Annotated in this window: 25 protein-coding genes and 1 riboswitch; of the genes, 13 read left to right on the forward strand and 12 right to left on the reverse strand. The window is 74.1% G+C overall.

All coding sequences use genetic code 11. The features are described 5' to 3' along the window. Nucleotides 1–64: 64 nt before the first annotated feature. Genes qcrB through ctaE form a run of 4 tightly spaced genes read right to left on the reverse strand, consistent with a single transcriptional unit; the run spans nt 65 to nt 4,365 of the window. Nucleotides 65–1,750, reverse strand: a complete 1,686-nt coding sequence (gene qcrB / locus ACYVG5_RS08030; protein ID WP_222044716.1) for a cytochrome bc1 complex cytochrome b subunit — start codon at nt 1,748–1,750, stop codon at nt 65–67. Beyond that, a complete protein-coding gene (gene qcrA, locus ACYVG5_RS08035) occupies nt 1,750–2,865 on the reverse strand; it encodes a cytochrome bc1 complex Rieske iron-sulfur subunit (protein WP_222044718.1) in 1,116 nt (371 codons plus the stop codon). The genes qcrB and qcrA overlap by 1 nt, the downstream gene beginning before the upstream one ends. Then, a complete protein-coding gene (gene qcrC / locus ACYVG5_RS08040; protein WP_222044720.1) occupies nt 2,862–3,743 on the reverse strand; it encodes a cytochrome bc1 complex diheme cytochrome c subunit in 882 nt (293 codons plus the stop codon). Before qcrC ends, qcrA begins: the two co-directional genes overlap by 4 nt. Before the next feature lie 7 nt (nt 3,744–3,750). Further along, nucleotides 3,751–4,365: an aa3-type cytochrome oxidase subunit III gene (gene ctaE, locus ACYVG5_RS08045; protein WP_222044724.1), complete on the reverse strand. Its 615-nt coding sequence runs from the start codon at nt 4,363–4,365 to the stop codon at nt 3,751–3,753. 122 nt (nt 4,366–4,487) lie between these two features. Between ctaE and ACYVG5_RS08050 the strand changes: the two genes are divergently transcribed. After that, on the forward strand, nt 4,488–4,907 hold the full coding sequence (locus tag ACYVG5_RS08050; protein ID WP_222044726.1) for an ANTAR domain-containing protein: 420 nt from the start codon (nt 4,488–4,490) through the stop codon (nt 4,905–4,907). A gap of 3 nt (nt 4,908–4,910) precedes the next feature. Beyond that, the gene (gene trpD / locus ACYVG5_RS08055; protein WP_222044728.1) at nt 4,911–5,960 is read left to right on the forward strand and encodes an anthranilate phosphoribosyltransferase; all 1,050 of its coding nucleotides are present in this window, start codon (nt 4,911–4,913) and stop codon (nt 5,958–5,960) included. A gap of 64 nt (nt 5,961–6,024) precedes the next feature. Here the strand turns inward: trpD and ACYVG5_RS08060 are convergent, their stop codons facing one another. Both ACYVG5_RS08060 and ACYVG5_RS08065 read right to left on the reverse strand, forming a co-directional pair. Continuing rightward, nucleotides 6,025–6,312, reverse strand: a complete 288-nt coding sequence (locus tag ACYVG5_RS08060; protein ID WP_222044730.1) for an Lrp/AsnC family transcriptional regulator — start codon at nt 6,310–6,312, stop codon at nt 6,025–6,027. Next, nucleotides 6,309–8,216 (reverse strand): DEDD exonuclease domain-containing protein, encoded by a 1,908-nt coding sequence (locus ACYVG5_RS08065; protein ID WP_460683080.1) that lies wholly within the window; start codon nt 8,214–8,216, stop codon nt 6,309–6,311. Before ACYVG5_RS08065 ends, ACYVG5_RS08060 begins: the two co-directional genes overlap by 4 nt. A gap of 180 nt (nt 8,217–8,396) precedes the next feature. On the opposite strand from ACYVG5_RS08065, the gene ACYVG5_RS08070 reads away from it, so the two are divergent. The 4 genes from ACYVG5_RS08070 to ACYVG5_RS08085 all read left to right on the forward strand — a co-directional run bounded on the left by ACYVG5_RS08070 (nt 8,397) and on the right by ACYVG5_RS08085 (nt 12,704). Further along, nucleotides 8,397–8,789 carry a hypothetical protein gene (locus tag ACYVG5_RS08070; protein WP_222044732.1) on the forward strand — a complete coding sequence of 131 codons (393 nt, stop codon included), beginning with the start codon at nt 8,397–8,399 and terminating at the stop codon, nt 8,787–8,789. Nucleotides 8,790–8,923: 134 nt separating this feature from the next. Continuing rightward, a riboswitch (cyclic di-AMP (ydaO/yuaA leader) is annotated at nt 8,924–9,117 on the forward strand. 15 nt (nt 9,118–9,132) lie between these two features. Next, nucleotides 9,133–10,272: a C40 family peptidase gene (locus tag ACYVG5_RS08075; RefSeq protein ID WP_460683081.1), complete on the forward strand. Its 1,140-nt coding sequence runs from the start codon at nt 9,133–9,135 to the stop codon at nt 10,270–10,272. A 48-nt stretch (nt 10,273–10,320) separates the two neighbouring features. Further along, nucleotides 10,321–11,586, forward strand: a complete 1,266-nt coding sequence (locus ACYVG5_RS08080) for a M48 family metallopeptidase (RefSeq protein ID WP_222044735.1) — start codon at nt 10,321–10,323, stop codon at nt 11,584–11,586. Next, the gene (locus tag ACYVG5_RS08085; RefSeq protein WP_222044737.1) at nt 11,583–12,704 is read left to right on the forward strand and encodes a glycosyltransferase family 4 protein; all 1,122 of its coding nucleotides are present in this window, start codon (nt 11,583–11,585) and stop codon (nt 12,702–12,704) included. The genes ACYVG5_RS08080 and ACYVG5_RS08085 overlap by 4 nt, the downstream gene beginning before the upstream one ends. A gap of 10 nt (nt 12,705–12,714) precedes the next feature. On the opposite strand, the gene ACYVG5_RS08090 is transcribed toward ACYVG5_RS08085, so the two are convergent. Next, nucleotides 12,715–14,508, reverse strand: coding sequence for an AMP-dependent synthetase/ligase (locus tag ACYVG5_RS08090; protein ID WP_222044739.1), 1,794 nt, complete (start codon nt 14,506–14,508; stop codon nt 12,715–12,717). A 176-nt stretch (nt 14,509–14,684) separates the two neighbouring features. Here ACYVG5_RS08090 and ACYVG5_RS08095 point away from each other — a divergent pair, with 176 nt between their 5' ends. Genes ACYVG5_RS08095 through ACYVG5_RS08110 form a run of 4 tightly spaced genes read left to right on the forward strand, consistent with a single transcriptional unit; the run spans nt 14,685 to nt 17,657 of the window. Beyond that, nucleotides 14,685–15,116, forward strand: coding sequence for an SRPBCC family protein (locus ACYVG5_RS08095; RefSeq protein ID WP_222044741.1), 432 nt, complete (start codon nt 14,685–14,687; stop codon nt 15,114–15,116). Nucleotides 15,117–15,118: 2 nt separating this feature from the next. Beyond that, complete coding sequence (locus tag ACYVG5_RS08100) at nt 15,119–16,288, forward strand: ArsA family ATPase (protein ID WP_222044743.1); 1,170 nt, start codon at nt 15,119–15,121, stop codon at nt 16,286–16,288. Further along, nucleotides 16,285–16,647, forward strand: a complete 363-nt coding sequence (locus ACYVG5_RS08105; RefSeq protein WP_222044745.1) for a hypothetical protein — start codon at nt 16,285–16,287, stop codon at nt 16,645–16,647. Before ACYVG5_RS08100 ends, ACYVG5_RS08105 begins: the two co-directional genes overlap by 4 nt. Then, nucleotides 16,644–17,657, forward strand: coding sequence for an ROK family glucokinase (locus ACYVG5_RS08110; protein WP_460683082.1), 1,014 nt, complete (start codon nt 16,644–16,646; stop codon nt 17,655–17,657). The genes ACYVG5_RS08105 and ACYVG5_RS08110 overlap by 4 nt, the downstream gene beginning before the upstream one ends. Nucleotides 17,658–17,775: 118 nt before the next feature. Here the strand turns inward: ACYVG5_RS08110 and ACYVG5_RS08115 are convergent, their stop codons facing one another. The 3 genes from ACYVG5_RS08115 to ACYVG5_RS08125 form a co-directional block, all read right to left on the reverse strand. Beyond that, on the reverse strand, nt 17,776–19,026 hold the full coding sequence (locus ACYVG5_RS08115) for an ornithine cyclodeaminase, nickel-pincer nucleotide-dependent (protein ID WP_222044747.1): 1,251 nt from the start codon (nt 19,024–19,026) through the stop codon (nt 17,776–17,778). A gap of 72 nt (nt 19,027–19,098) precedes the next feature. Next, entirely contained in the window at nt 19,099–19,788 is a 690-nt protein-coding gene (locus ACYVG5_RS08120; protein ID WP_222044749.1) for a DUF308 domain-containing protein, read from the reverse strand. Continuing rightward, nucleotides 19,785–20,570, reverse strand: coding sequence for an alpha/beta hydrolase (locus ACYVG5_RS08125; protein WP_222044751.1), 786 nt, complete (start codon nt 20,568–20,570; stop codon nt 19,785–19,787). The genes ACYVG5_RS08120 and ACYVG5_RS08125 overlap by 4 nt, the downstream gene beginning before the upstream one ends. 117 nt (nt 20,571–20,687) lie before the next feature. Between ACYVG5_RS08125 and ACYVG5_RS08130 the strand changes: the two genes are divergently transcribed. Then, nucleotides 20,688–21,461 (forward strand): lysophospholipid acyltransferase family protein, encoded by a 774-nt coding sequence (locus ACYVG5_RS08130; RefSeq protein WP_222044753.1) that lies wholly within the window; start codon nt 20,688–20,690, stop codon nt 21,459–21,461. A gap of 26 nt (nt 21,462–21,487) precedes the next feature. Here the strand turns inward: ACYVG5_RS08130 and ACYVG5_RS08135 are convergent, their stop codons facing one another. Continuing rightward, on the reverse strand, nt 21,488–22,987 hold the full coding sequence (locus ACYVG5_RS08135) for a flavin-containing monooxygenase (protein ID WP_222044755.1): 1,500 nt from the start codon (nt 22,985–22,987) through the stop codon (nt 21,488–21,490). A 118-nt stretch (nt 22,988–23,105) separates the two neighbouring features. On the opposite strand from ACYVG5_RS08135, the gene ACYVG5_RS08140 reads away from it, so the two are divergent. Further along, nucleotides 23,106–23,597, forward strand: a complete 492-nt coding sequence (locus ACYVG5_RS08140) for a polyadenylate-specific 3'-exoribonuclease AS (RefSeq protein WP_460683083.1) — start codon at nt 23,106–23,108, stop codon at nt 23,595–23,597. A 6-nt stretch (nt 23,598–23,603) separates the two neighbouring features. On the opposite strand, the gene ACYVG5_RS08145 is transcribed toward ACYVG5_RS08140, so the two are convergent. Then, complete coding sequence (locus ACYVG5_RS08145) at nt 23,604–24,500, reverse strand: NmrA family NAD(P)-binding protein (RefSeq protein WP_222044757.1); 897 nt, start codon at nt 24,498–24,500, stop codon at nt 23,604–23,606. Nucleotides 24,501–24,576: 76 nt separating this feature from the next. Between ACYVG5_RS08145 and ACYVG5_RS08150 the strand changes: the two genes are divergently transcribed. Next, nucleotides 24,577–25,602, forward strand: coding sequence for an ATP-dependent 6-phosphofructokinase (locus tag ACYVG5_RS08150; protein ID WP_222044759.1), 1,026 nt, complete (start codon nt 24,577–24,579; stop codon nt 25,600–25,602). Nucleotides 25,603–25,660: the final 58 nt, after the last annotated feature.

A 25,660-nucleotide genomic window follows, 5' to 3' on the forward strand; every position in this document is an offset into this window, starting at 1 on the left:
GGGCGGATACGACAGAGGGGCCCTGACGGATGTCCGCCAGGGCCCCTCTGTCGTGTCGTGCCGATCAGTCGCGCGGCTCCTGGGGTCGCCCGCCCTCGGAGGGGCGCCCGCCCTCGGAGGGGCGTCCCGATCCGGTGAGCTCGCGGCGGGCGGCCTCGGTGGCCTCCAGCCCGCGCGCCTCGTGCTCGGCCTCGGCCTGCACCGCGGCGGGCTCCTCCACGGGGGAGAAGAAGCCCTTGATCGCGCGGCGCGCACCACCGACCTGGTTCATCTTCTTCGGTACCGAGGCGCCGCCGTAGGCGAGCTGGCCGTGGCCGTGCTCATCGACGGGACCGAGGGGCTGGTGCACCTCGATGAACTCGCCGCTGGGCAGCCGCCGGATGACGCCGGTCTCGATGCCGTGCTCGAGCACCTCACGGTCGTGCCGCTCGAGGCCCAGGCAGATCCGGTACGTCAGCACGTACACGATCGGCGGGATGAGGATCATCCCGATCCGGCCGAACCAGGTCATCGCGTTGAGGCTGATGTCGAACTTGTCCGCGATGAGGTCGTTGCCGCCGGAGATCCACAGCACGATGTAGAACGACAGCGCCATGGCACCGATCGACGTGCGCACGGGCACGTCGCGCGGCCGCTGCAGCAGGTGGTGCGAGGCGGTGTCGCCGGTCAGCTTCCGCTCGATCATCGGGTACAGCGCGAGCACCGTGAACATCGCACCGGCGATGACCACGGTCGGCCAGAAGAGCGCCGGGATGACGTAGCCACCGGGCAGGTTGATGTCCCAGGCGGGGAACAGCCGTGTCGACCCGTCCAGGAATCCGATGTACCAGTCCGGCTGCGAGCCGGCGGAAACCTGCGCCGGGTTGTACGGCCCCCACAGCCAGACGGGGTTGATCTGCACGAGGCCACCGAGCGCGGCGCAGACCCCGAAGACGATGAAGAACAGCGCCGTCGCCTTGCCGGCGAACGTCGGGAACAGCCGGTTGCCGACCACGTTGTGCTCGGTCCGACCCGCGCCGGGGAACTGGGTGTGCTTCTGCTTGACCAGGACCAGCAGGTGCACGGCGATCAGGCCGAGGACGATCGCCGGCAGGATCAGCACGTGGACGATGTAGAAGCGTCCGATGATGTCCATGCCGACGAAGTCACCGTTGAAGACCGCCCAGTGCACCCAGGTGCCGACGACCGGGATGGAGAGCAGGATCGCGCTGATGATCCGCAGGCCCGTTCCGGAGAGCAGGTCGTCGGGCAGGGTGTAGCCGGTCACGCCCATGAGCAGGGCGAGGACCAGGAGCCCCACCCCGATCAGCCAGTTGCTCTCGCGCGGCCGGCGGAAGGCACCGGTGAAGAAGATCCGCAGCAGGTGCACGACGATCGCGGCCACGAACAGCAGGGCGGCCCAGTGGTGGATCTGCCGGATCAGCAGCCCGCCGCGCACGTCGAAGGACAGCGCCAGCGTGGACTCGTACGCCGCGGACATCTCCACGCCGCGCAGCGGTGCGTAGCCGCCCTCGTAGATGACCTCCTGCATGGTCGCGTCGAAGAAGAACGTCAGGTAGGTGCCCGAGAGCAGCAGGATGACGAAGCAGTAGAGCGCGATCTCGCCGAGCAGGAACGACCAGTGGTCGGGAAAGACCTTGTTCAGCGTCCGGCGCAGGGGGCCGGCGACGATGAGTCGGTCGTCGACCTCGAAAGCTGCTCGGCCGATGCGGGTCGCCGGTGCGGCCGGCGCAGCCGTGGAGGTGGCCATCAGATGCTTTCCCGGTTCCAGTAGGTGGGGCCGACCGGCTCAATGTAGTCACTGCGTGCGACGAAGTAACCCTCGTCGTCCACAGTGATCGGCAGCTGGGGCAGCGGCCGGGTGGCCGGGCCGAAGACCGGCTTCGCACCTTCCGTCACCTGGAACTGGGACTGATGGCACGGGCAGAGAATCCGGCCGGTCTCCTGCTCGTAGAGCGAGACCGGGCAACCGGCGTGCGTGCAGATCTTGGAGTAGGCGACGTAGTCGCCGTAGCCGAAGTCCTCCTGGCCGGTGGGCGTCTGGAGATTCTGGAGCTGCGCCGGACGCAGCCGGATCAGCATGGTGGCGGCATCGGCGGCACGGTTCCCGCCGGTCACCGCGGGGAAGACGGTCTCCAGGGAGCCCGGCTGCTGGTCACCGGGGCGGATCGGGGTGCCGTCGTTCCGCACGAGGCGAATGCCCTCGGCCCACGGGGTCGTGCCGAGCGGGTTGCCCTTGTTCGGGTTCTTGATCAGTCCACCGAGCGGGGCGATGAGCATCGCCCCGAAAGCCAAAGCCATGAAGCCCAGCGTGCCGGTGAGGAGCTTGCGACGGCGGAGCCCGGAGTTGTCCAGGCCGCCGAGCAGGGTGGCGGAGGTGGTCACGCGGTCGAAGTGCGAGCCGTCGTGCTTGTCCTGCACCGCGGTCTCGTGAGGCATGAGCTTCTTGACGAACACCACCAGTCCGATGCCGACCGAGGTGAGGGCAAGGCCCATGAACAGGCCGGTGAGAGGGGTGAAGGCGGCGCTCCAGGCGCTACCGCCCACCGTCCACTGCCAGTCCGGCAGGAACCAGCCGGACCCGACGTAGACGACCAGGAAGGCCAACGACAGCAGAGCGGCCAGCAAGAACCAGAAGGTCACCAGGCGGGTGGCCTGCTTCTCCAGCTTCGAGCCGGGCGTGGGGCCGGGCTCCACGTGCAGGACCTCGACACCGTCGTAGCGGGCACCCAGCCGGTCCCGCTCGACGCGGTCCATCGCGGCCAGCTGCTCGGGCGTGTGGTCCTCGTCCGGCCCGCCGTGCGCGGGGCCCGCCTCGTCGGAGCCACCGGCCGAGCCGGGGCGCTGGTGGTCAGTCGTGCTCACGCCTTCGTCCCCATCCAGAAGATCCCGAACAGCAGAGCGCCCATGCCGGCCACCCAGATGACCAGACCCTCGGCCACCGGACCGGCCCGGCCGATGGCGGCGCCGCCGGGATCGGCCTGTGCGTCGATCGTCTGCACGTAGTTGATGATCGCGCGCTTCTCGTCCGGGGTGAGCTGGTTGTCACCGAACACCGGCATGTTCTCCGGGCCGGTGAGCATCGCGGTGTAGATCTGCAGGTCGTTCGAGTCGCCCAGCGAGGGAGCGCGCTTGCCGGACGAGAGGGCGCCCCCCTCCCCGACGAAGTTGTGGCAGGAGGCGCAGTTGAGCCGGAACAGCTCACCGCCCTCGGCCAGGTCACCGTCCCGCAGGTCGCCCGACGGCAGGGTCGGCCCGCCGCCGTTCGCCTGGACGTAGGCCATGAGCTGGTCGATCTCCTCGTCGGAGAACAACACCGGATGCTCGGGGGCCTGGGCCTCCTGGCGCACCAGCGGCATGCGGCCGGTGGACACCTGGAAGTAGACCGAGGCCGCGCCGACCCCGATGAGCGAGGGACCGCGGTCCTCGACGCCCTGCAGGTTCGAACCGTGGCAGGTGATGCAGCTGCGCGTGTAGAGCTCCTCGCCGGCCTCGACGGCCGACGAGACGACGCCCGGCGGATCCTCGGCGGCATTGGCGCCCGGCGCGAGCGTCGAGTAGCCCACACCGGTGAGCACCAGCGCGGCCATCAGACCGGCGACGTTCGCCACCCGACGGCGTTGCTTGGAGCGTCGCCGGTCGAGGGCGGCGGCGGCCGGCGAGCCGGCGACCGGGCGCCGGCGCAGCAGCCTGCGACGGCCGCTCTCGAGGGGAGCAGCGGATTCGGGGTTCGTGGTGGACACCGGTTCCCTAGCGGATCAGGTAGATCGTGGCGAAGAGCCCGACCCACACGACGTCGACGAAGTGCCAGTAGTAGGAGACCACGATCGCCGAGGTCGCCTGTGCTGGCGTGAACCGGCCCATGGTGGACCGGATGAGCACGAACACGAAGGCCACCAGGCCGCCGATGACGTGCAGCGCGTGGAAGCCGGTCGTGAGGTAGAACACCGAGCCGTAGGCCGACGAGGCGATCGTCGTCCCGTGCTCGGTGACCAGGACCCGGTACTCGTTGAACTGGGCCACGGTGAAGATCAGGCCCATCGCGAACGTGATCGTGAACCAGCGCCGCAGCCCGTACACGTTGCCCGTCTCGGCGGCGAAGACGCCGATCTGGCAGGTGACCGATGACGCGACCAGGATCAGCGTGAAGAAGGTCGCGTACGGCAGGTTCAGCTCGGTTGGCTCCGGCGGCCAGCCATCGGTGGCCCGGGCGCGCGCGGTGAAGTACATGGCGAAGAGTCCGGCGAAGAACATCAGCTCGCTGGCGAGCCAGACGATCGTGCCGACGCTGACCATGTTCGGTCGGGTCAGGGAGTGCACCCGCGAGGTGTCGAAGGTGCTGCTCGCCACGGGGGCCGTTGTCACCTGGTCATCATGGCATCGGGACGGCCCTGCCACGACGTGGGGTGGGTGGGCGTGGCGCGGCCCGGTGTGGGCGGCGCGGCGCGGCGACGTGGGCGTCGCGTCGTGCCACTAGGCTCGCCCGGGTGAGCGACGCCGCCGTACCGGCCACCGTGCTGGTCTTCAGCCATCGGGCCGAGGTCCGCGCCGCCGTCCGCACCGCCCTGGGGCGCTCGCCGGCGGCCGACGTCGGTCCGTTGACCTACGTCGAGTGCGCCACCGGCGACGAGGTCGTGGCTGCGGTCGACGCCGGCGGCATCGACCTGTGCGTCCTGGACGGCGAGGCGCAGCCGACCGGTGGGATGGGGATCAGCCGGCAGCTCACGGACGAGATCGCCGATCGTCCCGCCCTGGTGCTGCTCATCGCGCGCCAGGCCGATCGCTGGCTCGCCCACTGGTCGCTCGCCGACGCCTCGCTCGGTTACCCGATCGATCCGCTGACCGCAGCCGACGTGGTGGCCGGGCTGTTGCGCGACCGCGCCTCCCGCCGCCCCGCCCGGCGCTGACCGGTGGCCACCGCCACCCCGACGTGGTCCGGGCTGATCTCCCGCCTGATCCGTCGCGAGGACCTCAGCGCCGACGACACCCGGTGGGCGATGCGCCAGGTGATGACCGGGGAGGCGTCCCCGGCCCAGGTGGCGGGCTTCCTCGTGGCGTTGCGGGCGAAGGGCGAGTCACCGGAGGAGGTGGCCGGGCTGGCGGCCACCATGGTCGACCTCGCCACGCCGGTGAGCCTGCCGGTCGACTGCGTGGACATCGTCGGCACCGGTGGTGACGGCGCCCAGACGGTCAACATCTCCACGATGGCCGCAATCGTCACGGCCGCTGCCGGCGTGCCCATCGCCAAGCACGGCAACCGGGCGGCGTCGTCGGCGTCCGGCACCGCGGACGTCCTGGAGGCCCTCGGCGTCGTGATCGACCTGCCGGCCCCGGCCGTCGCCCGGTGCGTCCGGGAGGCGGGCATCGGTTTCTTCTTCGCCCCGGTCTTCCACCCCGGGTTCCGGCACGCCGCGGTTCCGCGCCGGGAGCTCGGGATCGGCACGGTCTTCAACTTCCTGGGGCCGCTGACCAACCCGGCCCGCCCGGTCGCCGGAGCCATCGGGTGCGCCGACAGCCGGATGGCACCGGTCATGGCGGCGGTGCTCGCCGCGCGCGGCACGCGGGCGCTGGTCTTCCGGGGCGACGACGGACTGGACGAGCTGACCACCGCCACGACCTCGTCGGTGTGGATCGTGCGTGCCGGCGAGGTCGTCGCAGATCACCTGGACCCCACCGCGCTGGGCATCCCGGTGTCCGCACCGGGTGCGCTGCGCGGGGGCGGTCCGCAGGTCAACGCCGAGGTGGTCCGCCGGCTGCTCGCCGGCGAGCGGGGCCCGGTGCGCGATGCCGTGCTGCTCAACGCCGCCGGGGCGCTGATGGCGTTCGACGAGCACGGTGCCCGGCTGCACGACGGGCTGGCCGCCGGGCTGGAACGAGCGGCCGCGGCCGTCGACGACGGTCGGGCCGCCGCGAAGCTCGAGCAGTGGGTGCGGGTCAGCCAGGCGGCGCGCGACCGGTGAAGGACCCACTGCCCCCCAACGCTCGCAAGCTCGCGTCGGACCCCTGCAGGGGGCCGAAAGGCCGCTAGGCGCCGGACTCGAAGCCGATCGAGAAGGCCGCCTCCAGGTCGTGCCGGGAGTACGCGCGGAAGGCGACGTGGGTGGCCGTGTCGAGTACGCCGGGGACCTTGTTGATGCGCCCGGCGACGACGGCGGCGATGTCGTCGAACTCGTGCACCCGCACGAGCGCGACCAGGTCGACGTCGCCGGCGACGGAATAGACCTCGCTGACCCCGGGGAGGTCGGCCACGGCCTCGGCGACCTCACCGATCGAGTCGGTGGCGGCGTCGATCATCACGATGGCGGTGATCACGCGGGCGATGCTAGTCGGGTCGGCGGCCGGCCGCGCCGGTCCGCCGCGCGCTCCGGCCGGCCCGGCGCCACCCGCTCGGGCTGGCTGCGGGTGCTCAGCGCCCGGTTGTCGGCGAACGGGTCGCGGCCGGCCCGGCCGGCCTCCACCCGGGCGAGGAAGTCGCTGTACCCGCCGGTGCCAGGGGTGCGGCTGGCCAGCGTGCCGGTGAGCTCGACGAGCCGCGTACCCGGCTTCTCCATCCAGCGCAGCACCAGCTCGGTCTCGTCCACCGACGCCGCGAGCTCGCCGTCCGGGCCGCTGGTCGTCTCAGCCGTCGTCCTGAGGTCGGCGAGGTGGGCCCGGACCGAACGGCCGCGCTCGGCGACCCCGGCAGCCACCAGCCGGCCCCGTCGCACCACGGACAGCTGCCAGCCGCCCGCACCGTCGGGCCGGGCGAGCACCAGTTCGGGCACGGCGGCCAGCGATTCCAGCCGCTGTCGTCGCCGGATCGCGCGCACCAGTACCGCGGTGCGGTCGCGCAGGACCGCAGCGTCCTCGTAGCGCCCCTCGGTGGCCAGTCTCTCGACCCGCCCGAGCAGGGGTGCGACCACGGCGCGAGGGTCGCGTTCGACCAGGGCGCGGAACACCGCGGCCACGGCGGCGTACTCCTCTCGGCTCTGCGCGCCGGTGCAGGGTGCTCCGCAGCGGCCCATGTCGGCCAGCGCGCAGGCGCTGCCGGAGGCGCTGAGCGTCAACCGGGTCGTGCACTGGCGCAGCGGCAGCGACTCGTGCACCGCGGCCATCGCGGCATCCGCGGCCCGGCGGTCGGGGAACGGGCCGAGGAACACCCCGGCGCCGGGCCGGACGCGGCGCACCACCGACAGGCGGGGGAAGGGCTCGTCGGTGAGGCGCACCCACAGGGCGCGCTCGGGGAAGCGGGAACGCCGGTTGTAGCGCGGCTTGTGCTCGGCGATCAGCCGCAGCTCGCGCACCGCCGCCTCCAGGTCGTGTGCGCACGGCAGGGCATCGACCCGCTCGGCGAGCCGGACCATCTCGGTCATCCGGCTGCGCTGCTCGCCGGCGGTGAAGTAGCTCCGCACCCGGCTGCGGAGGTCGGTGGAGGTGCCCACGTAGAGAGGCTCGTCCCGAGCGCCGCGGAAGACGTAGACGCCCGGTCCGCGCGGGACGGAGGCCGCCAGGTGCCGTTTGCGCCGACGCTGCGGGTCGACCTGGCTGGTGAGACCGCTGAGCTCCTCCAGCGAGGTCACTCCGAGCGGGCCGAGGCGCTCGAACAGGCCGTGGAGGACGTCGACGGTGGCGCGGGCGTCGTCCAGTGCGCGGTGGCAGGGCTGGGTGGTGGTGGAGAAGAAGGGGGCGAGGGTGCCGAGCTTGCAGTTGGGCACCTCGTCCCGGGTGAGCAGCCGGCGGGCCAGGACGGCGGTGTCGACCGCGGCGAACGCCGGCCAGGCGACCCCCGAGGCCTCGCACGCCGCCCTGAGGAAGCCGAGGTCGAACGGCGCGTTGTGGGCCACCAGCACCGCGCCGCGGGCGAACTCGAGGAAGGCCGGCAGCACCGAGTCGATCCGGGGGGCGGCCGCGACCATCATCGAGGTGATGCCGGTCAGCACGCTGATGTAGGGCGGGATCTCCTGGCCGGGGTCGACGAGGGTCTGGAACTCGCCGAGCACCTCACCGGCCCGGACCTTGACCGCACCGATCTCGGTGATCGCGCTGTCCTTGGGGGAGCCGCCGGTGGTCTCCAGGTCGACCACCACGAACGTGATGTCGGCCAGCGGGGTGCCCAGGTCGTCGATCGTGGCCTGCTCGAACCGCACCAGCGCGCCGGGGGAGGCGGTGCCGGGCGGCAGCGCGGGGAACCCCGCGGAAGGCATCGGCGCGGACGGCGGGAGGGGAGGGGGTGGCACGGGTCGGACGCTAGGTCGGACCTCCGACAGTCCCGGGGAGGCCACGCCGCCCCGGGTCGGGCCCGACCGCCGCCGACCCGGGGGCCCTGCCGGGATCCTCCGCGGCCACGGGGGACGGAACTGTCGGTGGCCCCTCCTACGGTCCGCAGGCGTTGGACCACAGGAGAGAGGAGAGCCGGCGTGCTCATCGATTGCGACACCTGCACCGTCCGCGGGGACGGCTGCGCCGATTGCGTCGTCACGGTCCTGCTCGGCGCCCCACCGGGCTGGCAGGAGACCGGACCGACGGTCGTGCCCCTCACCCGGCGCGTCCGCTCAGCCACCGGCGAGGTGCAGCCGGCAACCGTCCGTGCCGACGCGCCGGACGCGCCCGGGCAGGAGGTTGCGTTCTGTGATGTGCCGCACCTTGACAGTGACGGGGTGGCCGCCCGGCCGGTAGTCGAGCTCGACGATGTCGAGCGGAGGGCCGTCCGGGCCTTGGCAGACTTCGGACTGGTTCCGCCGTTGCGTCATCAGGATGCGTCGCTGCCGGCTCCCCCGCGTCAGGCGGACGGCGACCGCCACGTGAGTTGACGAATTCCAGCACTGTGATTCGTCAGCTGCTGTCGCGCTCTGGGCGTCCGACAGGGCTTTGTCTCGGTCTGATCACGGCCCTACTGTTTCCCTCGTTCGGGAGAGTGGTCGTCACCGCACAGAGGGTGACCTCGTTCCGAACACCGCCGAATCAGCCGGCCACTTCCCTGGCCGGGTGAACCGGGGACCCACCGCAGCACTGGGGTGAGTTCTCACGCGGCCGGGCAACCGGACCGCACGCGCCGGCGACGGCGCGCAGAGATAGGGCGATCTTCTTCCTCGCCCGAACCCGTCAGCTAACTCGGTAGGCGGTCGATGTGGAGGAAATGGAGCCGCGCCGACCGTGGCGAGCCCTCACCTGTCCGTCCGTCCTGCCCGCACCGGGTCCGCGACCCGGCCCGAAACCCCGTCGGCCCCGGCGACGGCTGTCCGCCGACCCCGGCTGGTCGGCCGGCTCGGTACCGCCGTCCTGCTGGCCGCGGCCGCCGGCCTCGCCGTGACCGTGCTGCCCGGTGCCGCGAGCGCCGCACCGGCGCCCCAGGCCGCCTCGCCGCAGGAGGCCACGGAGCTGGTCGCCCAGGCCGATCACGAGCTCGAGGCGGTCACCGAAGAGGTGAACGACGCGCGTGTGCAGTTGACGGAGCAGCAGGCTGCCGCCGCCACCGCCGGTGAAGCCGTCGCCGCGGCCCAGGCCCAGTTGGCCGCGCTGGACGGGCAGATGCGCCAGGTGGCGCGCAGCGCCTTCACCGGGGAGAACCTCTCCCACTTCAACGCCCTGATGACCAGCGGCTCGGCCGACGAGTTCCTCGCCCAGGTGAACATGCTCGACGCCATCGCCGGCCACACCAACGACGTCCTCGCCCAGGTGGCCGCCGCGTCCGCGGCAGCGCAGGAGGCCAAGGCGACCGCGGACGCGGCCGCCGCCACCGCCCAGCAGACCCTCGACGCGGTCACCGCCCGGCAGGCCGTCCTCACGGGGCAGATCTCCGATTACCAGGCCCAGTACGCGGCGCTGACCGCCGCCCAGCAGGAGCAGGTCAACCGGACCCACGCCGGCCCCGCGCTCCCCGCGCCCGGCGCCGGCGCGTCGCGGAACGTCGCCCCGTCGGCCGGCGCGGTGCTGGCGCCCAGCGCGGCCGCGCAGGTGGCCGTCGACACGGCGCTGGCCCAGCTCGGCGATCCCTACGTCTGGGCTGCCGGCGGCCCCGACGCGTTCGACTGCTCGGGTCTGACCCAGTACGCCTACGCCGCCGCCGGGGTGCGCCTGCCGCACTCCAGCAAGGCGCAGTCCACGATGGGCACCGCGGTGTCCCGCGGCGACCTGCAGCCCGGTGACCTGGTCTTCTTCCGCAGCCCGGTGAGCCATGTGGGCATGTACATCGGTGGTGGCCGGATGGTGCACGCCGCCACCTTCGGTGTCCCGGTGCAGATCACCAGCGTGGACATGGCCGGCTACGCCGGTGCCCGCCGCTACGCCGGCTGACCGCACGGGCCCAGGGACCTGCCAGCCGGTCGGCCTAAGCTCCTGCGCGTGAGTGCCCGACGCCTCGCCCTGCTCGTGGCGCTGGTCCTGGGGGTCGCCGTCCTCGCCGTGATCGTCGTGGTCACGCCGGGCGAGCTGATCCCCACCCCGCCGGGCGGCCGCACCCCGGTCGACCCGTCGGCCACCTTCTCCCCGGCCGAGATGGAGCGCGCGAACTCCTTCGCCGCCGCACGGCGACCGGCATCCCTGGCCGCGCTGCTGCTCAGCCTGCTGGTCTCGGCCGTGTTCGGTCTCACCCGGGCCGGCGCAGCCGTCATCCGGGCGGTGGCGCGGCCGCTCGGCGGCGGCTGGGCCTGGCAGGCGCTGCTGGGCACGGTGGCCCTGGTGGTGATCGGCCGGCTGGCCACGCTGCCGCTGTCGGCCTACGGCGAGGTGGTCCGGCACCGCTACGGCCTGTCCACCCGCAGCTGGGGCCTGTGGGTGCGGGACGTCGCCACGTCCACGGCCATCTCCGCCGGTGTCACCGCGCTGGTCGTGCTGGCCGTCGTCGCCCTGGCCCGGTGGGCTCCGCGGACCTGGTGGGCCTGGGCGGCGGCCGGCACCGCCGGCCTCGTGGTGGCCGGGTCGTTCCTCTACCCGCTGGTGATCGAGCCGGCGTTCAACCGCTTCGAGCCGATGCCGCCCAGTGCGCTGCGCAGTGAGCTGTTCGCCCTCGCCGAGCGCAGCGGCACCCCGGTGGACGACGTCCTGGTGGCCGACGCCAGCCGGCGCACCACCGCGCTGAACGCCTACGTCTCCGGCTTCGGCTCCTCGCGGCGCATCGTCGTCTACGACACGCTGCTGGACCGGCTGCCCGACGCGCAGATCGAGTCGATCGTCGCCCACGAGCTCGGTCACGTCGCCAACCGCGACGTGCTCACCGGCACGCTCATCGGCGCGCTCGGGTCGGCGGCCGCGGTCGCGCTGCTGGGCTGGCTGCTCGGCTGGACGCCGCTGCTCCGCCGGGCCGGCGCCGACGGGCCCGGCGACCCCCGGATCATCGGACTGCTGCTGTTCCTGGTCGCCGCGGGGACGTTGCTGTCCACCCCGGTGCAGGACGGCGTCTCCCGGCGGGTCGAGGCCCGGGCCGACCTCCACGCGCTGGACCTGACCGGGGACCCCGCGGGGTTCGCGGGGGTGCAGCGCGAGCTGGGCGTGGCCAACCTCTCCGATCCCGACCCGCCGGCGGCATGGCAGTGGTTCTTCGGGACCCATCCCACGACCGCGCAGCGGGTCGCCTTCGCCACCGACTGGACCCGGGTCCACGGCCGGTGAACCGCACGCTCGTCGTCACCAACGACTTCCCGCCCCGGCAGGGCGGCATCCAGACCTTCGTCGCCGCGCTGCTCGCCCGCCGGCCGCCGGAGTCCCTCGTCGTCCTCGCCTCCGACCACCCCGGCTCGGCCGAGCACGACGCGGGGCTGCCCTACCCGGTGGTCCGGGCGCCCACCGGGATGCTGCTGCCGACGCCGGCCGTGGCGCGCACCGCGGCGCGGCTGGCCGGTGACCACGGCTGCCGGACGGCGTTCTTCGGCGCCGCCGCCCCGCTGGGCCTGCTCGCCCCGGCTCTGCGGCGGGCCGGCGTGGAGCACCTGGTGGGCGCCACCCACGGGCACGAGACCGGCTGGGTGGCGCTGCCGGGAGCTCGGTCGATGATGCGCCGCATCGCCGCTGGCCTGGACGTGCTGACCTACATCAGCGAGTACACGCACGGGCGGCTGGCGCCGGCGCTGGCCGACCGGGTGGCGATGGCCCAGCTGTCCCCGGGCGTCGACGTCGAGGCCTTCACGCCGCGCGCCGACGGCGCCGCCGTCCGGGCCCGCTACGGGCTGGGCGACGCCCCGGTCGTCGTCTGCGTCTCCCGGCTGGTGCCGCGCAAGGGGCAGGACGTCCTGGTCGAGGCGTGGCCGCGGGTGGTGGACCGGCACCCGTCGGCGCGGCTGCTGCTGGTCGGCGGTGGCCCGTCGGAGGCCGCGCTGCGCCGGGCGGTGGCCGCCCGGGGGCTGGGGGAGTCCGTCGTCCTGACCGGCGGGGTGGCCGCGCCGGACCTGCCGGCGCACTACGCGGCCGGCGACGTCTTCGCGATGCCCTGCCGGACCCGCCGGGGCGGCCTGGACGTCGAGGGGCTGGGCATGGTGTTCCTGGAGGCCGCCGCCTGCGGGAAACCGGTGGTGGCCGGCACCTCCGGGGGCGCGCCGGAAACCGTGCAGGAGGGCGTGACCGGGCACGTGGTGGACCCGCGCTCGCCGGCCGCGGTGGCCCGGGTGCTCACCGGCCTGCTCGACGACCCGCAACGGGCCCGCGCCATGGGTGCGGCCGGCCGCCGGTGGGTCGAGGAGCGCTGGTCGTGGGCCACCGTCGCGGCGACCTTCGACCGGCTCCTCGACCCCTAGGGCCCTTCTCCTACGGTTGGTAGAGGGCTTCCACCTCGTCGCCGAACTCCTTCATCACCACGGCCCGCTTGAGCTTCAGGCTCGGGGTGAGGGTGCCGTTCTCCTCGGTGAAGTCGTCGGCCAGCACCCGGAACTTCTTGATCGCCTCGGCGTGCGAGACGGCCTTGTTCGCGTCGGCCACCGCGGCGTCGAGCTCGGCGATCAGGTCGGGGTCGTCGCGGAGCCCGGCGGCGGTGAGCGACTCGCTCTTGCCGGTGGCCTTCAGCCAGGCGGGGAGGGCCTCGGCGTCCAGGGTGACCAGCGCCGCGATGAACGGCCGCTGGTCGCCGACGACGATGCACTGGCTGACCAGCTTGTGCGCGCGCAGCCGATCCTCGAGCACCGCGGGGGCGACGTTCTTGCCGGCGGCGGTCACCAGGATCTCCTTCTTCCGCCCGGTGATCGACAGGAAGCCCTGGGTGTCGAGCTCGCCGAGGTCGCCGGTGTGGAACCAGCCGTGCTCGTCGATCGCCTCGCGGGTGGCCTGCTCGTTGCGCCAGTAGCCGCGCATCACGATCCCGCCGCGCAGCAGGACCTCGCCGTCGTCGGCGATGGCGGCGTCCACCCCGGGCAGTGGACGGCCGACGGTGCCGATGCGCAGCGCGGCGTCGTGGTTGACCGCGGCCGCGGCGGTGGTCTCGGTGAGGCCGTAGCCCTCGAAGATCGTCACGCCCAGGCCGCGGAAGAAGTGGCCCAGCCGCTCGCCCAGCGGGGCGCCACCGGAGATGGCGCCACCGCAGCGCCCGCCGAGGGCGGCCCGTAGCTTGCCGTAGACCAGCTTGTCGAACAGGGCGTGCTGCAGGCGCAGCGCGATCCCCGGGCCGCCGGTGTCCTGCGCGCGGGACCAGTCGATGGCCACCTGGGCGGCCCGGTCGAAGATCTTGCCCTTGCCGTCGGCCTCCGCCTTGGCCTTGGCGCCGTTGTAGACCTTCTCGAACACCCGCGGGACGGCCAGTACGAACGTGGGCTGGAACCGGCCGAGGTCGGCGACCAGGTCCTTCACGTCGGCGGTGTGGCCGATGACGGTGCGGGTGTAGATCGCCCCCACCTGCAGCACCCGGGCCAGCACGTGCGCCAGCGGGATGAACAGCAGCAGCGAGCCGTCGGGGTTCATGAACCGGGTGAGCAGGCTCATCCCGTTGCGGATCTCGAGCAGGAAGTTGGCGTGGGTCAGCTCGCAGCCCTTGGGCCGACCGGTGGTGCCGCTGGTGTAGATCAGCGTGGCCAGGCTGTCGGCGTTCAGGGTGGCGCGGCGGGCGGTCAGCTCGCTGTCGGGGACGTCGGCCCCGGCGGTGGTGAGCTGCTCCAGGGCCCCGTCCTCGATCGTCCAGACCGACGCCAGGTCAGGGGCTTGGTCACGGACGGAGTCGACGGACGCCGCGTGCTCGGGGCGCTCCACCACGATGGCGCGCGCGCCGGAGTCGGCGAGGATCCAGGCGATCTGATCGGCGCTGGACGTCTCGTAGATGGGCACGACGACGGCGCCGGCGGTCCAGATCGCGTAGTCCAGGACGGTCCACTCGTAGCGGGTATTGGCCAGCAGGGCGACGCGGTCGCCGGCCTGGACGCCACCGGCGATCAGGCCCTTGGCCGCCCCGGCGACCTGCGCGGCGAACGCGGCGTGGGTGACGTCGGTCCAGCGGCCGCCGCGCTGCACGCGCAGCCCGACGTCGCCGGGGTGCTCCGTCGCGTTGCGGGTGACCATGTCCGTCAGGGCCTCGTCGGGTCCTACGGTGGCGGTGGGGGGAACGCTCAGCTCGCGCACGCCGGTCCTCTCTGTCCTGCCCGGTCCGGAGCGCCGTCGCCCCGCAGACCCGGGCGCGGGGTCCAGCACCGAATCTAGCCCGGCGGGCCCCCGACAGGAGGCGAACTCCCCCCGCGAGGGGCAGCCGGTTCCGCAGGGCACCGGGCGCGCCGGGCCCAGCGACTACCCTCCCGCCCATGGCCGACCAGTCCACCCAGTCGATCGTGATCGACGCTCCTGCGGCCGACGTGATGGCCGTGATCGCCGACTTCCCGGCCTATCCGCAGTGGGTCGCCGCGGCCCGGACCGTCGAGGTCGTCGAGACCGGGCCCGGCGGGCGCGCCCGCCGCGTGCACTTCGTCATCGAGCAGGCCGCGATCAAGGACGACTACGTCCTCGAGTACACCTGGGACGGCGACTCCCGGGTGAGCTGGACCCTCGTGCAGGGCCAGATGCAGAAGTCGCAGGAGGGCTCCTACGTCCTGCGCGACGTCGGCGGCGCCACCGAGGTCACCTACGCCATCACCATCGACCTGGCCATCCCGATGCTGGGGCTGATCAAGCGCCGGGCGGAGAAGGTCATCCTCGACACCGCGCTCAAGGAGCTCAAGAAGCGCGTCGAGGGCTGATCGTGCAGATCCTCCTCGTCACCGGGCCGGGGGGCGCCGGCTCGTCCACGGTGGCCGCGGCGACCGCGCTGCAGGTGGCCGCCTCCGGGGCGCGCTGCGTCCTGCTCACCGCCCGCGGGCCGGCCGTCGCCGGGCTCGACGCCGCGGTCCGGGTGGAGGTCGTCGAGCCGCAGCGTGCGCTCGAGGACGTGTGGGGACGGCACGCCGACGCGCTCGCCGCGGCACTGCCGGTGCTCACCGTCCCGCCGGCCAGCTCGGTGGTCGCCGTCCCCGGGGTGCCGGAACTCGCGCTGCTGGCCGCTCTCGCCGGACACGCCGCGTCGGGCGAGTCCGACGTCGTCGTGCTCGACGCCGGCCCCCTCCCCGTGGCCGTGGCACTGCTGGCCCTCCCCGGCACGCTGCGCTGGTGGCTGGCGCAGGCGGTGCCGCAGCGGCTGCGGGTGCTCGCCACCTTGCGCGCGGCCGTGGTGCCCGGGCGCCCGGGGGGCGTCGCCACCGCCCTGGCCGGCGTTGCCGGCCTGGAGGCCCTGCTGGACCGGGTGCACCTCGCCGACCCCGATCGGACGGCGGTGCACCTGGTGCTGCGGCCCGAGCCGTCCGCCGTCGAGGACCTGCGCGCGGCCGGCACCGGGCTGGCGGTGCTCGGTCAGCGGGTGGCGTCGGTGACGGTCGGCCGGCTGCTGCCGGCGGGAGCGGGGGAGTGGGCCGCCCGGCGGGCCGCCGTGCAGCGTGCCGCCGTGGCCGGCGTCCGCGGTCTGCTGGACGGGACGGGAACGGTCCGTGAGGTCGTCGAGGCCGCGGTGCCACCGGCCGACGTCGCCGGTCTCCGGGCCCTGGACGCCGCGGTTCCGGCGGCGTCCACGGCGGCGTCCGGGCCGGCGGCCGCCGCGCCGGTGCCGCACCGCGACGGCGGTGGCTGGCTGCTGGCCCTGCCACTGCCGTTCGCCCGCCGCGGCGAGGTCGAGCTGACCCGGTGGGGTGACGACCTGGTGGTCACCGCCGCCGGACGACGCCGGTCCCTGCCGCTGGACCCGCTGCTGCGCCGCTGCACCGTGGCCGGTGGCCGGCTCGTCGGGCCCGGCACCGCCGCCGCCACCCTGGACATCCGCTTCACCCCCGACCCGGCCCAGTGGCCGGCCGGGCTGCTCGACACCGAGGAGAGCACCGCATGACCAGCCCGGAACCCGACTGGGTCGAGCAGGCCCGCCGGTTCGTGGTCAGCTCCGGGCTGGCGGAAGCGCTCGGCTCCGGTCGCCCCGACGGCGCGGGGCCGACCGGCGAGCACCCTGCCGACCATGCTGCGGAGTGCCGGTGGTGCCCGGTCTGCGCCGGGCTCGCGGCGGTGCGCGGCCGCCGTCCCGACCTGGTCGAGGGGCTCGCCGACCTGCTGGGCACGGCGGCCACCGTCCTGCGCACGCACGCGGGCGCCCCGGCCGGCGACGCTCCCGACCGCACCGGCCCGCCGCCGGCCGACCGCGCCGAGCCCGCACCCCCGGCCCCGGCCCCGGTCCAGCGGATCGACGTCGCGTGAGGGACGCGCTGATCCCGCCGGTGCCCGACGCCGGTGCCGCCACGCTGCCGGCGCTGGGCATCGACATCGGCGGCACGAAGGTCGCCGGCGGCATCGTCGCCCCCGACGGGACCATCCTCGACACCGCCCGCCGGGCGACGCCGGGCCGCTCGGTGGAGGCCACCGAGGACGCGATCGTCGCCGTGGTCCAGGAGCTGGCCGGTCGCTCCGGGGAGCAGCTGGTCGGCGTCGGCGTGGGTGCGGCCGGCTGGTTCGACCGCACCGGTGACACGGTGCTGTTCAGCCCGCACCTGGCGTGGCGCAACCACTCGCTGCGCAAGGACCTCGAGGGGCGGCTGCAGCGCCCGCTCTGGGTCGGCAACGACGCCGACGCGGCCGCCTGGGCCGAGTACCGCTACGGGGCCGCGCGGGGCAGCGACCTGGCCCTGGTGATCACCCTGGGCACGGGCATCGGCGGGGGCATCGTCCTCGGCGGCCGGCTGCAGCGCGGCGCGCACGGCGTGGCCGGCGAGTGGGGGCACATGCGGGTGGTGCCCGACGGCCGGCTGTGCGCGTGCGGCAACCGCGGCTGCTGGGAGCAGTACGCCAGCGGGAACGCGCTGGGGCAGACCGCCCGGGAGGTCGCCCGCTCGTCCCCGGCCGCGGCGGCGCTCCTGCTGGACCGGGTGGACGGTGAGGCCGACCGGTTGACCGGTGAGCACGTGGCCACCGCCGCGGCGGCCGGCGACCCGCTGGCGGTGGAGCTGCTGTGCGAGGTGGGTGCGTGGCTGGGGCAGGGCATCGCCGATCTGGCCGCCGTCCTGGACCCGGAGGTCGTCGTCATCGGCGGCGGGGTCAGCGTGCTCGGTGAGATGGTGCTCGCCCCGGCGCGCGAGCGGCTGGAGCGGGCGCTGCCGGGGCGGGGGTTCCGGCCCGGCCCGCGGGTGGTGGTCGCGCAGCTGGGTGCGCAGGCGGGGCTCGTCGGTGCGGCGGACCTGGTGCGGTCGGCCGTCGGCGAGGGCTCGGCGTGAAGAAGGACCCTCCTGTCCCCCGGACCTCGCAAGCTCGCTCCGGGCCCCTGCAGGAGGGCCGTTCGAGTGGATCGCCGGGGACGGCAGCTGGTCGCGGTGTCGGCCGGTAGGCCGACGATCAGCAGAGCTCGCGGGCCAGCTGCTCCAGGAACAGCCCGATGTCGGTGATGATCCCCATCGCCTGGGCGCTGCCGCGGTCGGCGAGCTTGGTCACCGTCGCCGGGTTGATGTCCACCGAGACCAGCGGCACCGACGCCGGCAGGATGTTCCCGGTCGCGATCGAGTGCAGCATGGTGGCCACCATGATCGCGAAGCCCACGTCGGGCAGCTGGGCGCGCATCGCCCGCTGACCCTCGATCACGTCGGTGTACACGTCGGGCAGCGGGCCGTCGTCGCGGACCGAGCCGACCAGCACGAACGGCTTGTCCTCCTGCACCATCGCGTGCATCACCCCGCCGGTCAGCACGCCGGACGCCACGGCCTCGGCGATCGACCCGGACGCCCGGATGGTGTTGATCGCCCGGATGTGGTGCTCGTGCCCGTGCGGGACCCCGGAGCCCTTGGCCAGGTCGACGCCCAGCGAGGTGCCGAACAGCGAGGACTCGATGTCGTGGGTGGCCAGCGCGTTCCCGGCGAACAGCACGTCGACGTAGCCGGCACGGACCAGGCGGACCATCGCCGGGGCCGCCCCGGTGTGCACGACCGCCGGACCGCCGACCCACAGGATCCGCTTCCCGGCGGCCTTGACATCCCGCATGCGCTCGGCGATCTGGCGCACCAGCAGCGCCTGTGGCTTCTCGCTGGACACCGACGAGGACATGAAGCCGAAGTCGTCCTCCTCGCCGCGCGGCGCCTGCAGGGGCAGTTCCACCCGAACCCCCGCGGCGCCGCAGACGACCGCCTCGCCGGCCCGCACGTCGCTGACCGGGACGGTGCGGACGACGACTCGCCCGCCCGCCCCAGCGCCGCCCTCCTCGACCACCACGAGCCCGCAGTCCATCTCCGGTCGTTCGACCCGGAGCCAGTCGCCGGCCAGCCGGACCAGCGTCTCCAGATTGGTGGTCGAGTAGAAGTCGTCGGGGAAGACGCCGTCGGCCGGCGCCGGGCGGGTGGTCGCCGTTCCCGGGTCGACGGCGTTGGCGCCGTGCACCTGGACCCGCATGAGGATGCGCTCCAGCTGCTCGGCCTCGTCGGCGCTGACCTCGATGAGCGCCCGCGACGCGTCCTCGTGCTGGCGGCCGAGGTCGAGGCGGTCGATCCGGTAGTCGCCGCCGTACTCCAGGACGTCGTCGAGCACCCGGGCCAGGATGCCGGTGTCCATCAGGTGCCCGGTCACGGTGACCATGGTGCGGTGCGGAAGGGCGCTCACCCCGCAGACGTTAGTAGCAGGGCTCCCCGCCGCCCCGCCCCTCGCCTGCTCGGTGCGGGTCAGTGCAGCTCTCTAGACGACGGCACCGTCGTCGTCGTCGTCCGAGCGCTCCCGCATCCGCGACACCAGCAGCACGACGCCGCCGATCACGGCGGCCGCGCCCAGGACCAGCCCGACGTCGCCCGGCAGGCCCAGCGTGCCCGGCCGGAAGAACAGCACCAGCCCGGCGATGACGAGCACGAGTGAGTAGAGGGTGCTGGGGGCCAGCACCGGCAGCGGCGGGGGCGGTGGGGGCTCGTAGTGGTCGAGGGCGTCCAGGGTGTCGAGCACGGAGCGCTCCGCCGGCGGGGGCGGCGGGTCGTTGCGCGGTTCCTCGGCCGGGGAGACCGCCGTCGCCCCGTGCTCGGCCTCGAAGGCGGCCACGATCCGGGCGAACTCGGCGTCCTCGTCGGTCAGCGGTGGCGCGGCCGGCGGCGGCGCCACCGGCTCGGCGAGTGTGTCGGCGTGCTGCGCGAGCAGCGTCCGGGCGTCGCCGCGCCGGGTGCGGTCGACGTAGAGCCGGTCCGACGGCGGGCTGGGGAGGAAGACGGTGCGCGTGTACGGGCCCACGTCCGCGGCCGGCTCGAGGTAGGCGGCGATGCCCTGGGTGGCGAGCAGGTCCAGCAGGTGCTCCCCGACCCGCGGGTCGACGTCCCGCAACGGTGACCACAGCGTGGCGTCCAGTCCGTTGTCGCGGCGGCCGCGGCCGCCCGGGCGCGTCATGATCCCTCGACCGACGGGGCGGCGGCCGGCACCCGCTCGCGGATCCAGCGCACCGAGCCGGCGAAGATCTGCGGGGCGTCGTTGTCCAGGGTCGCGACGTGGAAACTGTCGGGCAGCAGCATCTCGGTGACGTCGGTGCTCGAGACGCCGGCCAGCAGCGCCCGGCCCGAGACCGGCTCCACCACGTGGTCGACGGTGCTCCGGAACACCAGCAGCGGCGCCCGCACGCGGTGCAGGTCGGCGCGGACCGCGGCCCACAGCCGGCGCAGCGCCAGCGCCGCCCGGGTCGGCAGCCGGTCGTAGGCCAGCTCCGTGGTGCCCGGCTTCTTGATGTCGCTGGCGATCGGCGCCCAGGACGGGGTCAGCCGGGCGATCAGTGGCAGCAGCCTCGCGTCGCGGCGCTCGGTGAGCAGCGAGGTGTTCACCAGCACCAGGGCGGCCACGTCGGCCGGGCGCTGCTCGGCCAGCCGCAGCGCCAGCGTGCCGCCCATCGACAGCCCGGCCACCACCACAGCGGCACACTGCGCGGTCAGCTCGTCGAGGGCGGCCGACAGCTCCCCGTACCAGTCCTCCTCGGTGCTGGCGTTGCACTCCTGCCAGCGCGTGCCGTGGCCGGGCAGCAGCGGGCAGCGCACGGTGAACCCGGCAGCGGCCAGGTGCTCACCCCAGGGGCGCATGCTCTGCGGCGTGCCGGTGAAGCCGTGGCACAGCAGGACGCCGACCGGACCGTCGCCCAGCGCGAAGGGCTCCGCCCCCGCCATCACCGGCGTGGCCTGCGTCATCGGTCCTCCGGGGGTCGGTGCTCGGGGTGGTGCTCGGGGTGGTGCAGCGGCGCGGTCGGGGACCGCGATTGTCCTGCGGGCGCGCCCTTCCCTAGTCTGACAGTCCCTGAGGGAGGCATGTTGTTCTACTGGTTCCTCAAGTTCGTGGCCGTGGGGCCGATCGCCAGGCTCGTGTTCCGGCCGCAGGCCCACGGCCGGGAGCACGTGCCGGCCGGCGGTGCCGCCATCCTGGCGAGCAACCACCTGTCCGCCGCCGACTGGGTGTTCATGCCGTTGTCGCTGCGCCGGCGGGTCACCTTCCTGGCCAAGTCCGAGTACTTCACCGGTGCGGGCGTCAAGGGTTCCCTGCAGCGGCTGTTCTTCGCCGGCAGCGGCCAGGTGCCCATCGACCGCACCAGCGGCACCGCCGCCGAGGACGCCATCCGCACCGGCATGCGCATCCTGCGCGAGGGCAAGCTGCTGGGCATCTACCCGGAGGGCACCCGCTCCCCGGACGGCCGGCTGTTCCGCGGCAAGACCGGGGTGGCCCGGATGACACTGGAGACCGGCGCCCCCGTCGTCCCGGTCGCGATGGTCTACACGCCGCGGTCGCTCCCGCTGGTGGGTGACCTGGGCGGGCGGCTGCTGCGGGTCACGGTGCGCTTCGGCGAGCCGCTGGACTTCTCCCGCTACGACGGACTGTCCGGTGACCGGTTCGTCGAGCGGTCGATCACCGACGAGATCATGTACGAGATCATGACGCTGTCCGGTCAGGAGTACGTCGACCTGTACGGCGCCATGGTGAAGAAGTCGATGGACGCCACCGGCGCCAGCGCGGTCGAGGTGATCGGTCAGCTGCAGCCCCCGCCGCAGGAGTCCGCCGACCGGTTGCCCAGCTCGCTGGCCGGCTGACCCGCTCGGTCGGTCCGCGGCCGGCCTCACGCCGGCGTCCCGACGTAGTTCTCCCGGTCCAGCCGCCGGGTCAGCGCCCGGAAGCGGAAGGTGAAGTCCGGCCACAGCGTGGTGTTGTGCCCGTGCCGGTCGAGGTACCAGCTCCGGCATCCGCCCGACGTCCAGACCGTGCCGCGGGAGCGGCGGGCGATCAGGTCGCGATAGGCGGCCATGGCCGTCGGCGTGGTCTCCAGCACCGCCAGCCCCTCGTCGCCCATGGTCTGCAGCGCATCCAGGACGTAGGCCAGTTGCGACTCGATCATGTAGACCATCGAGGTGTGCCCGACCCCGACGTTGGGACCGACCAGCAGGAACAGGTTGGGGAAGTCGGCCACGGTGCAGCCGCGGTTGGTGACCATGCCCGCGTCCCACACCTCGGCGAGGGTGCGGCCGTCCCGGCCGGCGATGCGGTGCGCGATGGGCAGGTCGGTGACGGCGAACCCGGTGGCCAGCACGATCGTGTCGGTGGGCCGCTCCACGCCGTCGGCGGTGACGATCGAGTGCGGCCGCACCTCGGCGATCCCGGCGGGAACCAGCTCGGCGTTGGGCGCGCCGAGCGCCAGGTACCAGTCGTTGCTGATCAGGATGCGCTTGCAGCCGATCGTGTAGTCGGGGGTCAGTGCGGCGCGCAGCTGCGGGTCGCGGACCTGCCGCTCGAGGTGGGCGCGGGCGAGCTTCGCGACCGGCCGCAGGAACCGCCGCTGCTTGGCCATGCCGAGGACGAGCACCTCGCGGGCGGCGTACACCGCGCCGCGGACCGCGCGCTGGACGGCGGGTAGCCGGCGGTACAGCCGCCGGGCGACCGGGTTCACCGGCCGGTCCCGGCGCGGGACGACCCAGGCGGGTGTGCGCTGGTACACCGTCACGCTCGCCACCTGCGGCTGGATTGCCGGCACGATCTGGACGGCCGAGGCGCCGGTGCCGACGACGGCCACCCGCTCGCCGGTCAGGTCGTGGCCGCCGTTCCAGCGGGCGGAGTGCATCACCGTGCCGGCGAAGTCGGCCAGCCCCGGGAGGTCGGGGTACGCCGGGTCGGCCAGGGCGCCGGCCGCCGACACCAGGACCCGCGCGCGGAACGCGCCGGCGGTGGTCTGCACGTGCCACCGTGCGGCGGCGTCGTCCCAGCGGGCGCCGGTGACGGCGGCGCCGAACACGCAGTGCTCCCGGACGCCGAACCGGTCGGCGGTGTCGCGCAGGTATGCCTGGATCTCCGGCTGGCCGGAGTAGGTGCGCGGCCAGTCGGGGTTGGGCGCGAAGGAGAAGGAGTAGAGGTTGGACTGCACGTCGCAGGCCGCGCCGGGATAGGTGTTGTCCCGCCAGGTCCCCCCGACGTCCGGGCCCCGCTCCAGGACGACGAAGCTCCGCTCGCCCCGTTGCCGCAGCCGGATCGCCAGCCCCAGCCCGGCGAACCCGGCACCGATCACCGCCACACCCACCTCGACCGCCGGGCGGGCGGTGCGGTCGGCGTCCTCGAGCGGGGTGGTCACGGGCTGCTCCTCCGCAGACGGGCCGGTGCCGGATGGCGCCCCATGCTGGCAGCCGCTCGGCCGCCACCGCGGCGCGGACGGCGTCGTCCGGCTGCCCGGCGTGCGTACGGTGATCCACGTGGCTGTGCGGCGGTTCTTCTACGACACCGAGTTCATCGAGGACGGGACCACGATCGACCTGGTCTCCATCGGGGTGGTGGACGAGACCGGCCGGGAGTTCTACGCCGTCAGCACCGAGTTCGACCCCGACCGGGCCATCCCGTGGGTGCGCCGCAACGTGCTCGACCAGCTGCCGCCGCCGGCGGACGCGGCCTGGCGCAGCCGGCAGCGGATCCGCGAGGAGCTGCTGTCCTTCCTCACCGCGCCCGGCCTGGAGATCGAGCTGTGGGCCTGGTTCGCCGCCTACGACCACGTGGCGCTGGCCCAGCTGTGGGGAGCGATGCCCGCGCTGCCGCGACCCATCCCGCGTTTCACCCGCGAGCTGCGCCAGCGCTGGGACGACGTCGGCCGCCCGGAACTGCCCCCCAAGCCCAGCGGCACCCACGACGCCCTGGTCGACGCCCGCTACAACCTGCTCCGCTGGAACGCGATGGGGCCGGCCCGGGGCTGACCCGGCTCAGGCGCGCAGCGCCTCCCAGAGCTCGGGATGCTCGCGCAGCACGGTCGCCAGCGACCGGGCCGGGTGCCCGGTCAGGGCGGGGACGACGTCGCTCACCGCGGCCAGCTCGCCGGCGGCGATCGCGGTGTAGCTGGTCACCCACCCCTCCACCTCCCAGTCGGGGTGCCCGGAGGGACGGCGGGTGGCCCATGCCTGCGCCACCGTCTGCGGCCGGTACCGGACCGGCCGCCCGCACACCTCGCCCAGCACGGCGGCGGCCTCGGCGAGGGTCAGGGCCTGCGGGCCGGTGACGTCCAGGGCGCGGCCGTCGAGCCCCGGGTCGTCCGAACGCAGCACGGCAGCGGCCACGTCGCCGGCATCGTCCCGGCCGACGAACGCTGCGGCGCCGTCTCCCGCCGGGGCGGCGATCACCGCGGCGCCGTCCTCGACCGTGGCGAAGAACGGCACGAAGTCGGCGTACATCGCGTTGCGCAGCGCCGTCCAGCGGACCCCGGCCGCCGTCAGCCGCTCCTCGGTCGCGGCGTGCTGCCGGGCGAGGGTGAACGTGGCGTCGGGCGACGCGCCGAGGAACGAGGTGTAGACGATCCGCGCCACCCCGGCGGCGGCCGCCGCGTCGACGGCGGTGAAGTGCTGGGCCAGCCGGTCCTCGGCCTCGGCGGCCGACACCAGGAACAGGCCGTCCACCCCCGCCAGGGCGGCGGTCAGGCCGGGCCCGTCGGCGTAGCCGGCCGGCACCTCGACCACTTCGGTGGCGGGCAGGGCCGGCGCCCGGTCGGCGTCGCGCACCACCAGCCGGAGGGTGATGTCGTCGTCGGCGGCGGTGCGGGCCAGCCCGGCGGCGACCCGCCCGCCGAGTGCGCCGGTCACGCCGGTGAGCGCGAGCACGCGGGTCATGACTGGATTCGCGTCCGTTGGGCCATCATGTGCTCCGACAACCACCCGACCACGGGCACTGCTTCCCGGAGGCGTCATGCGCATCGGCATCCTGACCGGCGGGGGAGACTGCCCCGGCCTCAACGCGGTCATCCGGGCGGTGGTGCGCAAGGGGATCGCCGAGCACGGTGACGAGGTGATCGGCTTCCGCGACGGCTGGCGGGGGGTGCTGGACGGCGAGACCGTGCCGCTGGACGTCGCCGCGGTCCGCGGGCTGCTGCCCCGGGGCGGCACGGTGCTCGGCACCTCGCGCACCAACCCCTACGCGCTCGACGGCGGCCCCGAGCGGGTGCTGGACACCCTCGACCGGCTGGGCATCGACGCGCTGGTGCCGGTCGGCGGCGAGGACACCCTGGGGGTGGCGAGCCGGCTGGCGGCGGCCGGGCTGCGCTGCGTCGGTGTGCCCAAGACCATCGACAACGACCTGGACGCCACCGACTACACCTTCGGCTTCGACACCGCCGTGGGCGTGGCCACCGAGGCCATCGACCGGCTGCACACCACCGGCGACAGCCACCACCGCACGCTCGTCGTGGAGGTGATGGGCCGGCACGCCGGCTGGATCGCGCTGCACGCCGGGATGGCCGGCGGGGCGACGGTCGTGCTGGTGCCCGAGCGGCCCTTCGACGTCGACGCGGTGGCCGCGCACTGCCAGCACCGCTTCGACTCCGGGTTCTCGCCGATCGTCGTGGTGTCCGAGGGCGCCACCCCGCTCGGCGCCCCGCTGACCACGGCCACCGGCCAGCGGGACGCCTTCGGGCACGTGCGGCTGGGTGGCATCGGCGAGGCGCTGGCCCGGGTGATCGAGGAGCGCACCGGGCGGGAGTCCCGCGCCGTGGTGCTGGGGCACATCCAGCGCGGCGGCACCCCCACGCCGTTCGACCGGGTGCTGGCCACCCGCTTCGGGCTGGCCGCGGTCGACGCGGTGCACGACGGCGCCACCGGGGTGATGGTGGCGCTGCGCGGCACCGACATCGTGCGGGTGCCGCTCACGGTGGCCATCGCCCAGCTGAAGCTGGTCCCGGTCGAGCGGTACGCCGAGGCCGAGGTGTTCTTCGGCTAGGAACGGCCCCGTCCTCCTCGTGACGGACCCGGTCCCCCCGCATGCCTCGCAGGCTCGG

It is taken from the genome of Modestobacter lapidis (assembly GCF_054780755.1).

Coding starts and splice junctions, on each gene's coding strand:
- qcrB (WP_222044716.1), bottom strand. CDS start 1,750: ATGGCCACCTCCACGGCTGCGCCGGCCGCACCGGCGACCCGCATCGGC.
- ACYVG5_RS08095 (WP_222044741.1), top strand. CDS start 14,685: ATGGCCGACCAGTCCACCCAGTCGATCGTGATCGACGCTCCTGCGGCC.
- ACYVG5_RS08105 (WP_222044745.1), top strand. CDS start 16,285: ATGACCAGCCCGGAACCCGACTGGGTCGAGCAGGCCCGCCGGTTCGTG.
- ACYVG5_RS08120 (WP_222044749.1), bottom strand. CDS start 19,788: ATGACGCGCCCGGGCGGCCGCGGCCGCCGCGACAACGGACTGGACGCC.
- ACYVG5_RS08125 (WP_222044751.1), bottom strand. CDS start 20,570: ATGACGCAGGCCACGCCGGTGATGGCGGGGGCGGAGCCCTTCGCGCTG.
- ACYVG5_RS08130 (WP_222044753.1), top strand. CDS start 20,688: ATGTTGTTCTACTGGTTCCTCAAGTTCGTGGCCGTGGGGCCGATCGCC.
- ACYVG5_RS08145 (WP_222044757.1), bottom strand. CDS start 24,500: ATGACCCGCGTGCTCGCGCTCACCGGCGTGACCGGCGCACTCGGCGGG.
- ACYVG5_RS08150 (WP_222044759.1), top strand. CDS start 24,577: ATGCGCATCGGCATCCTGACCGGCGGGGGAGACTGCCCCGGCCTCAAC.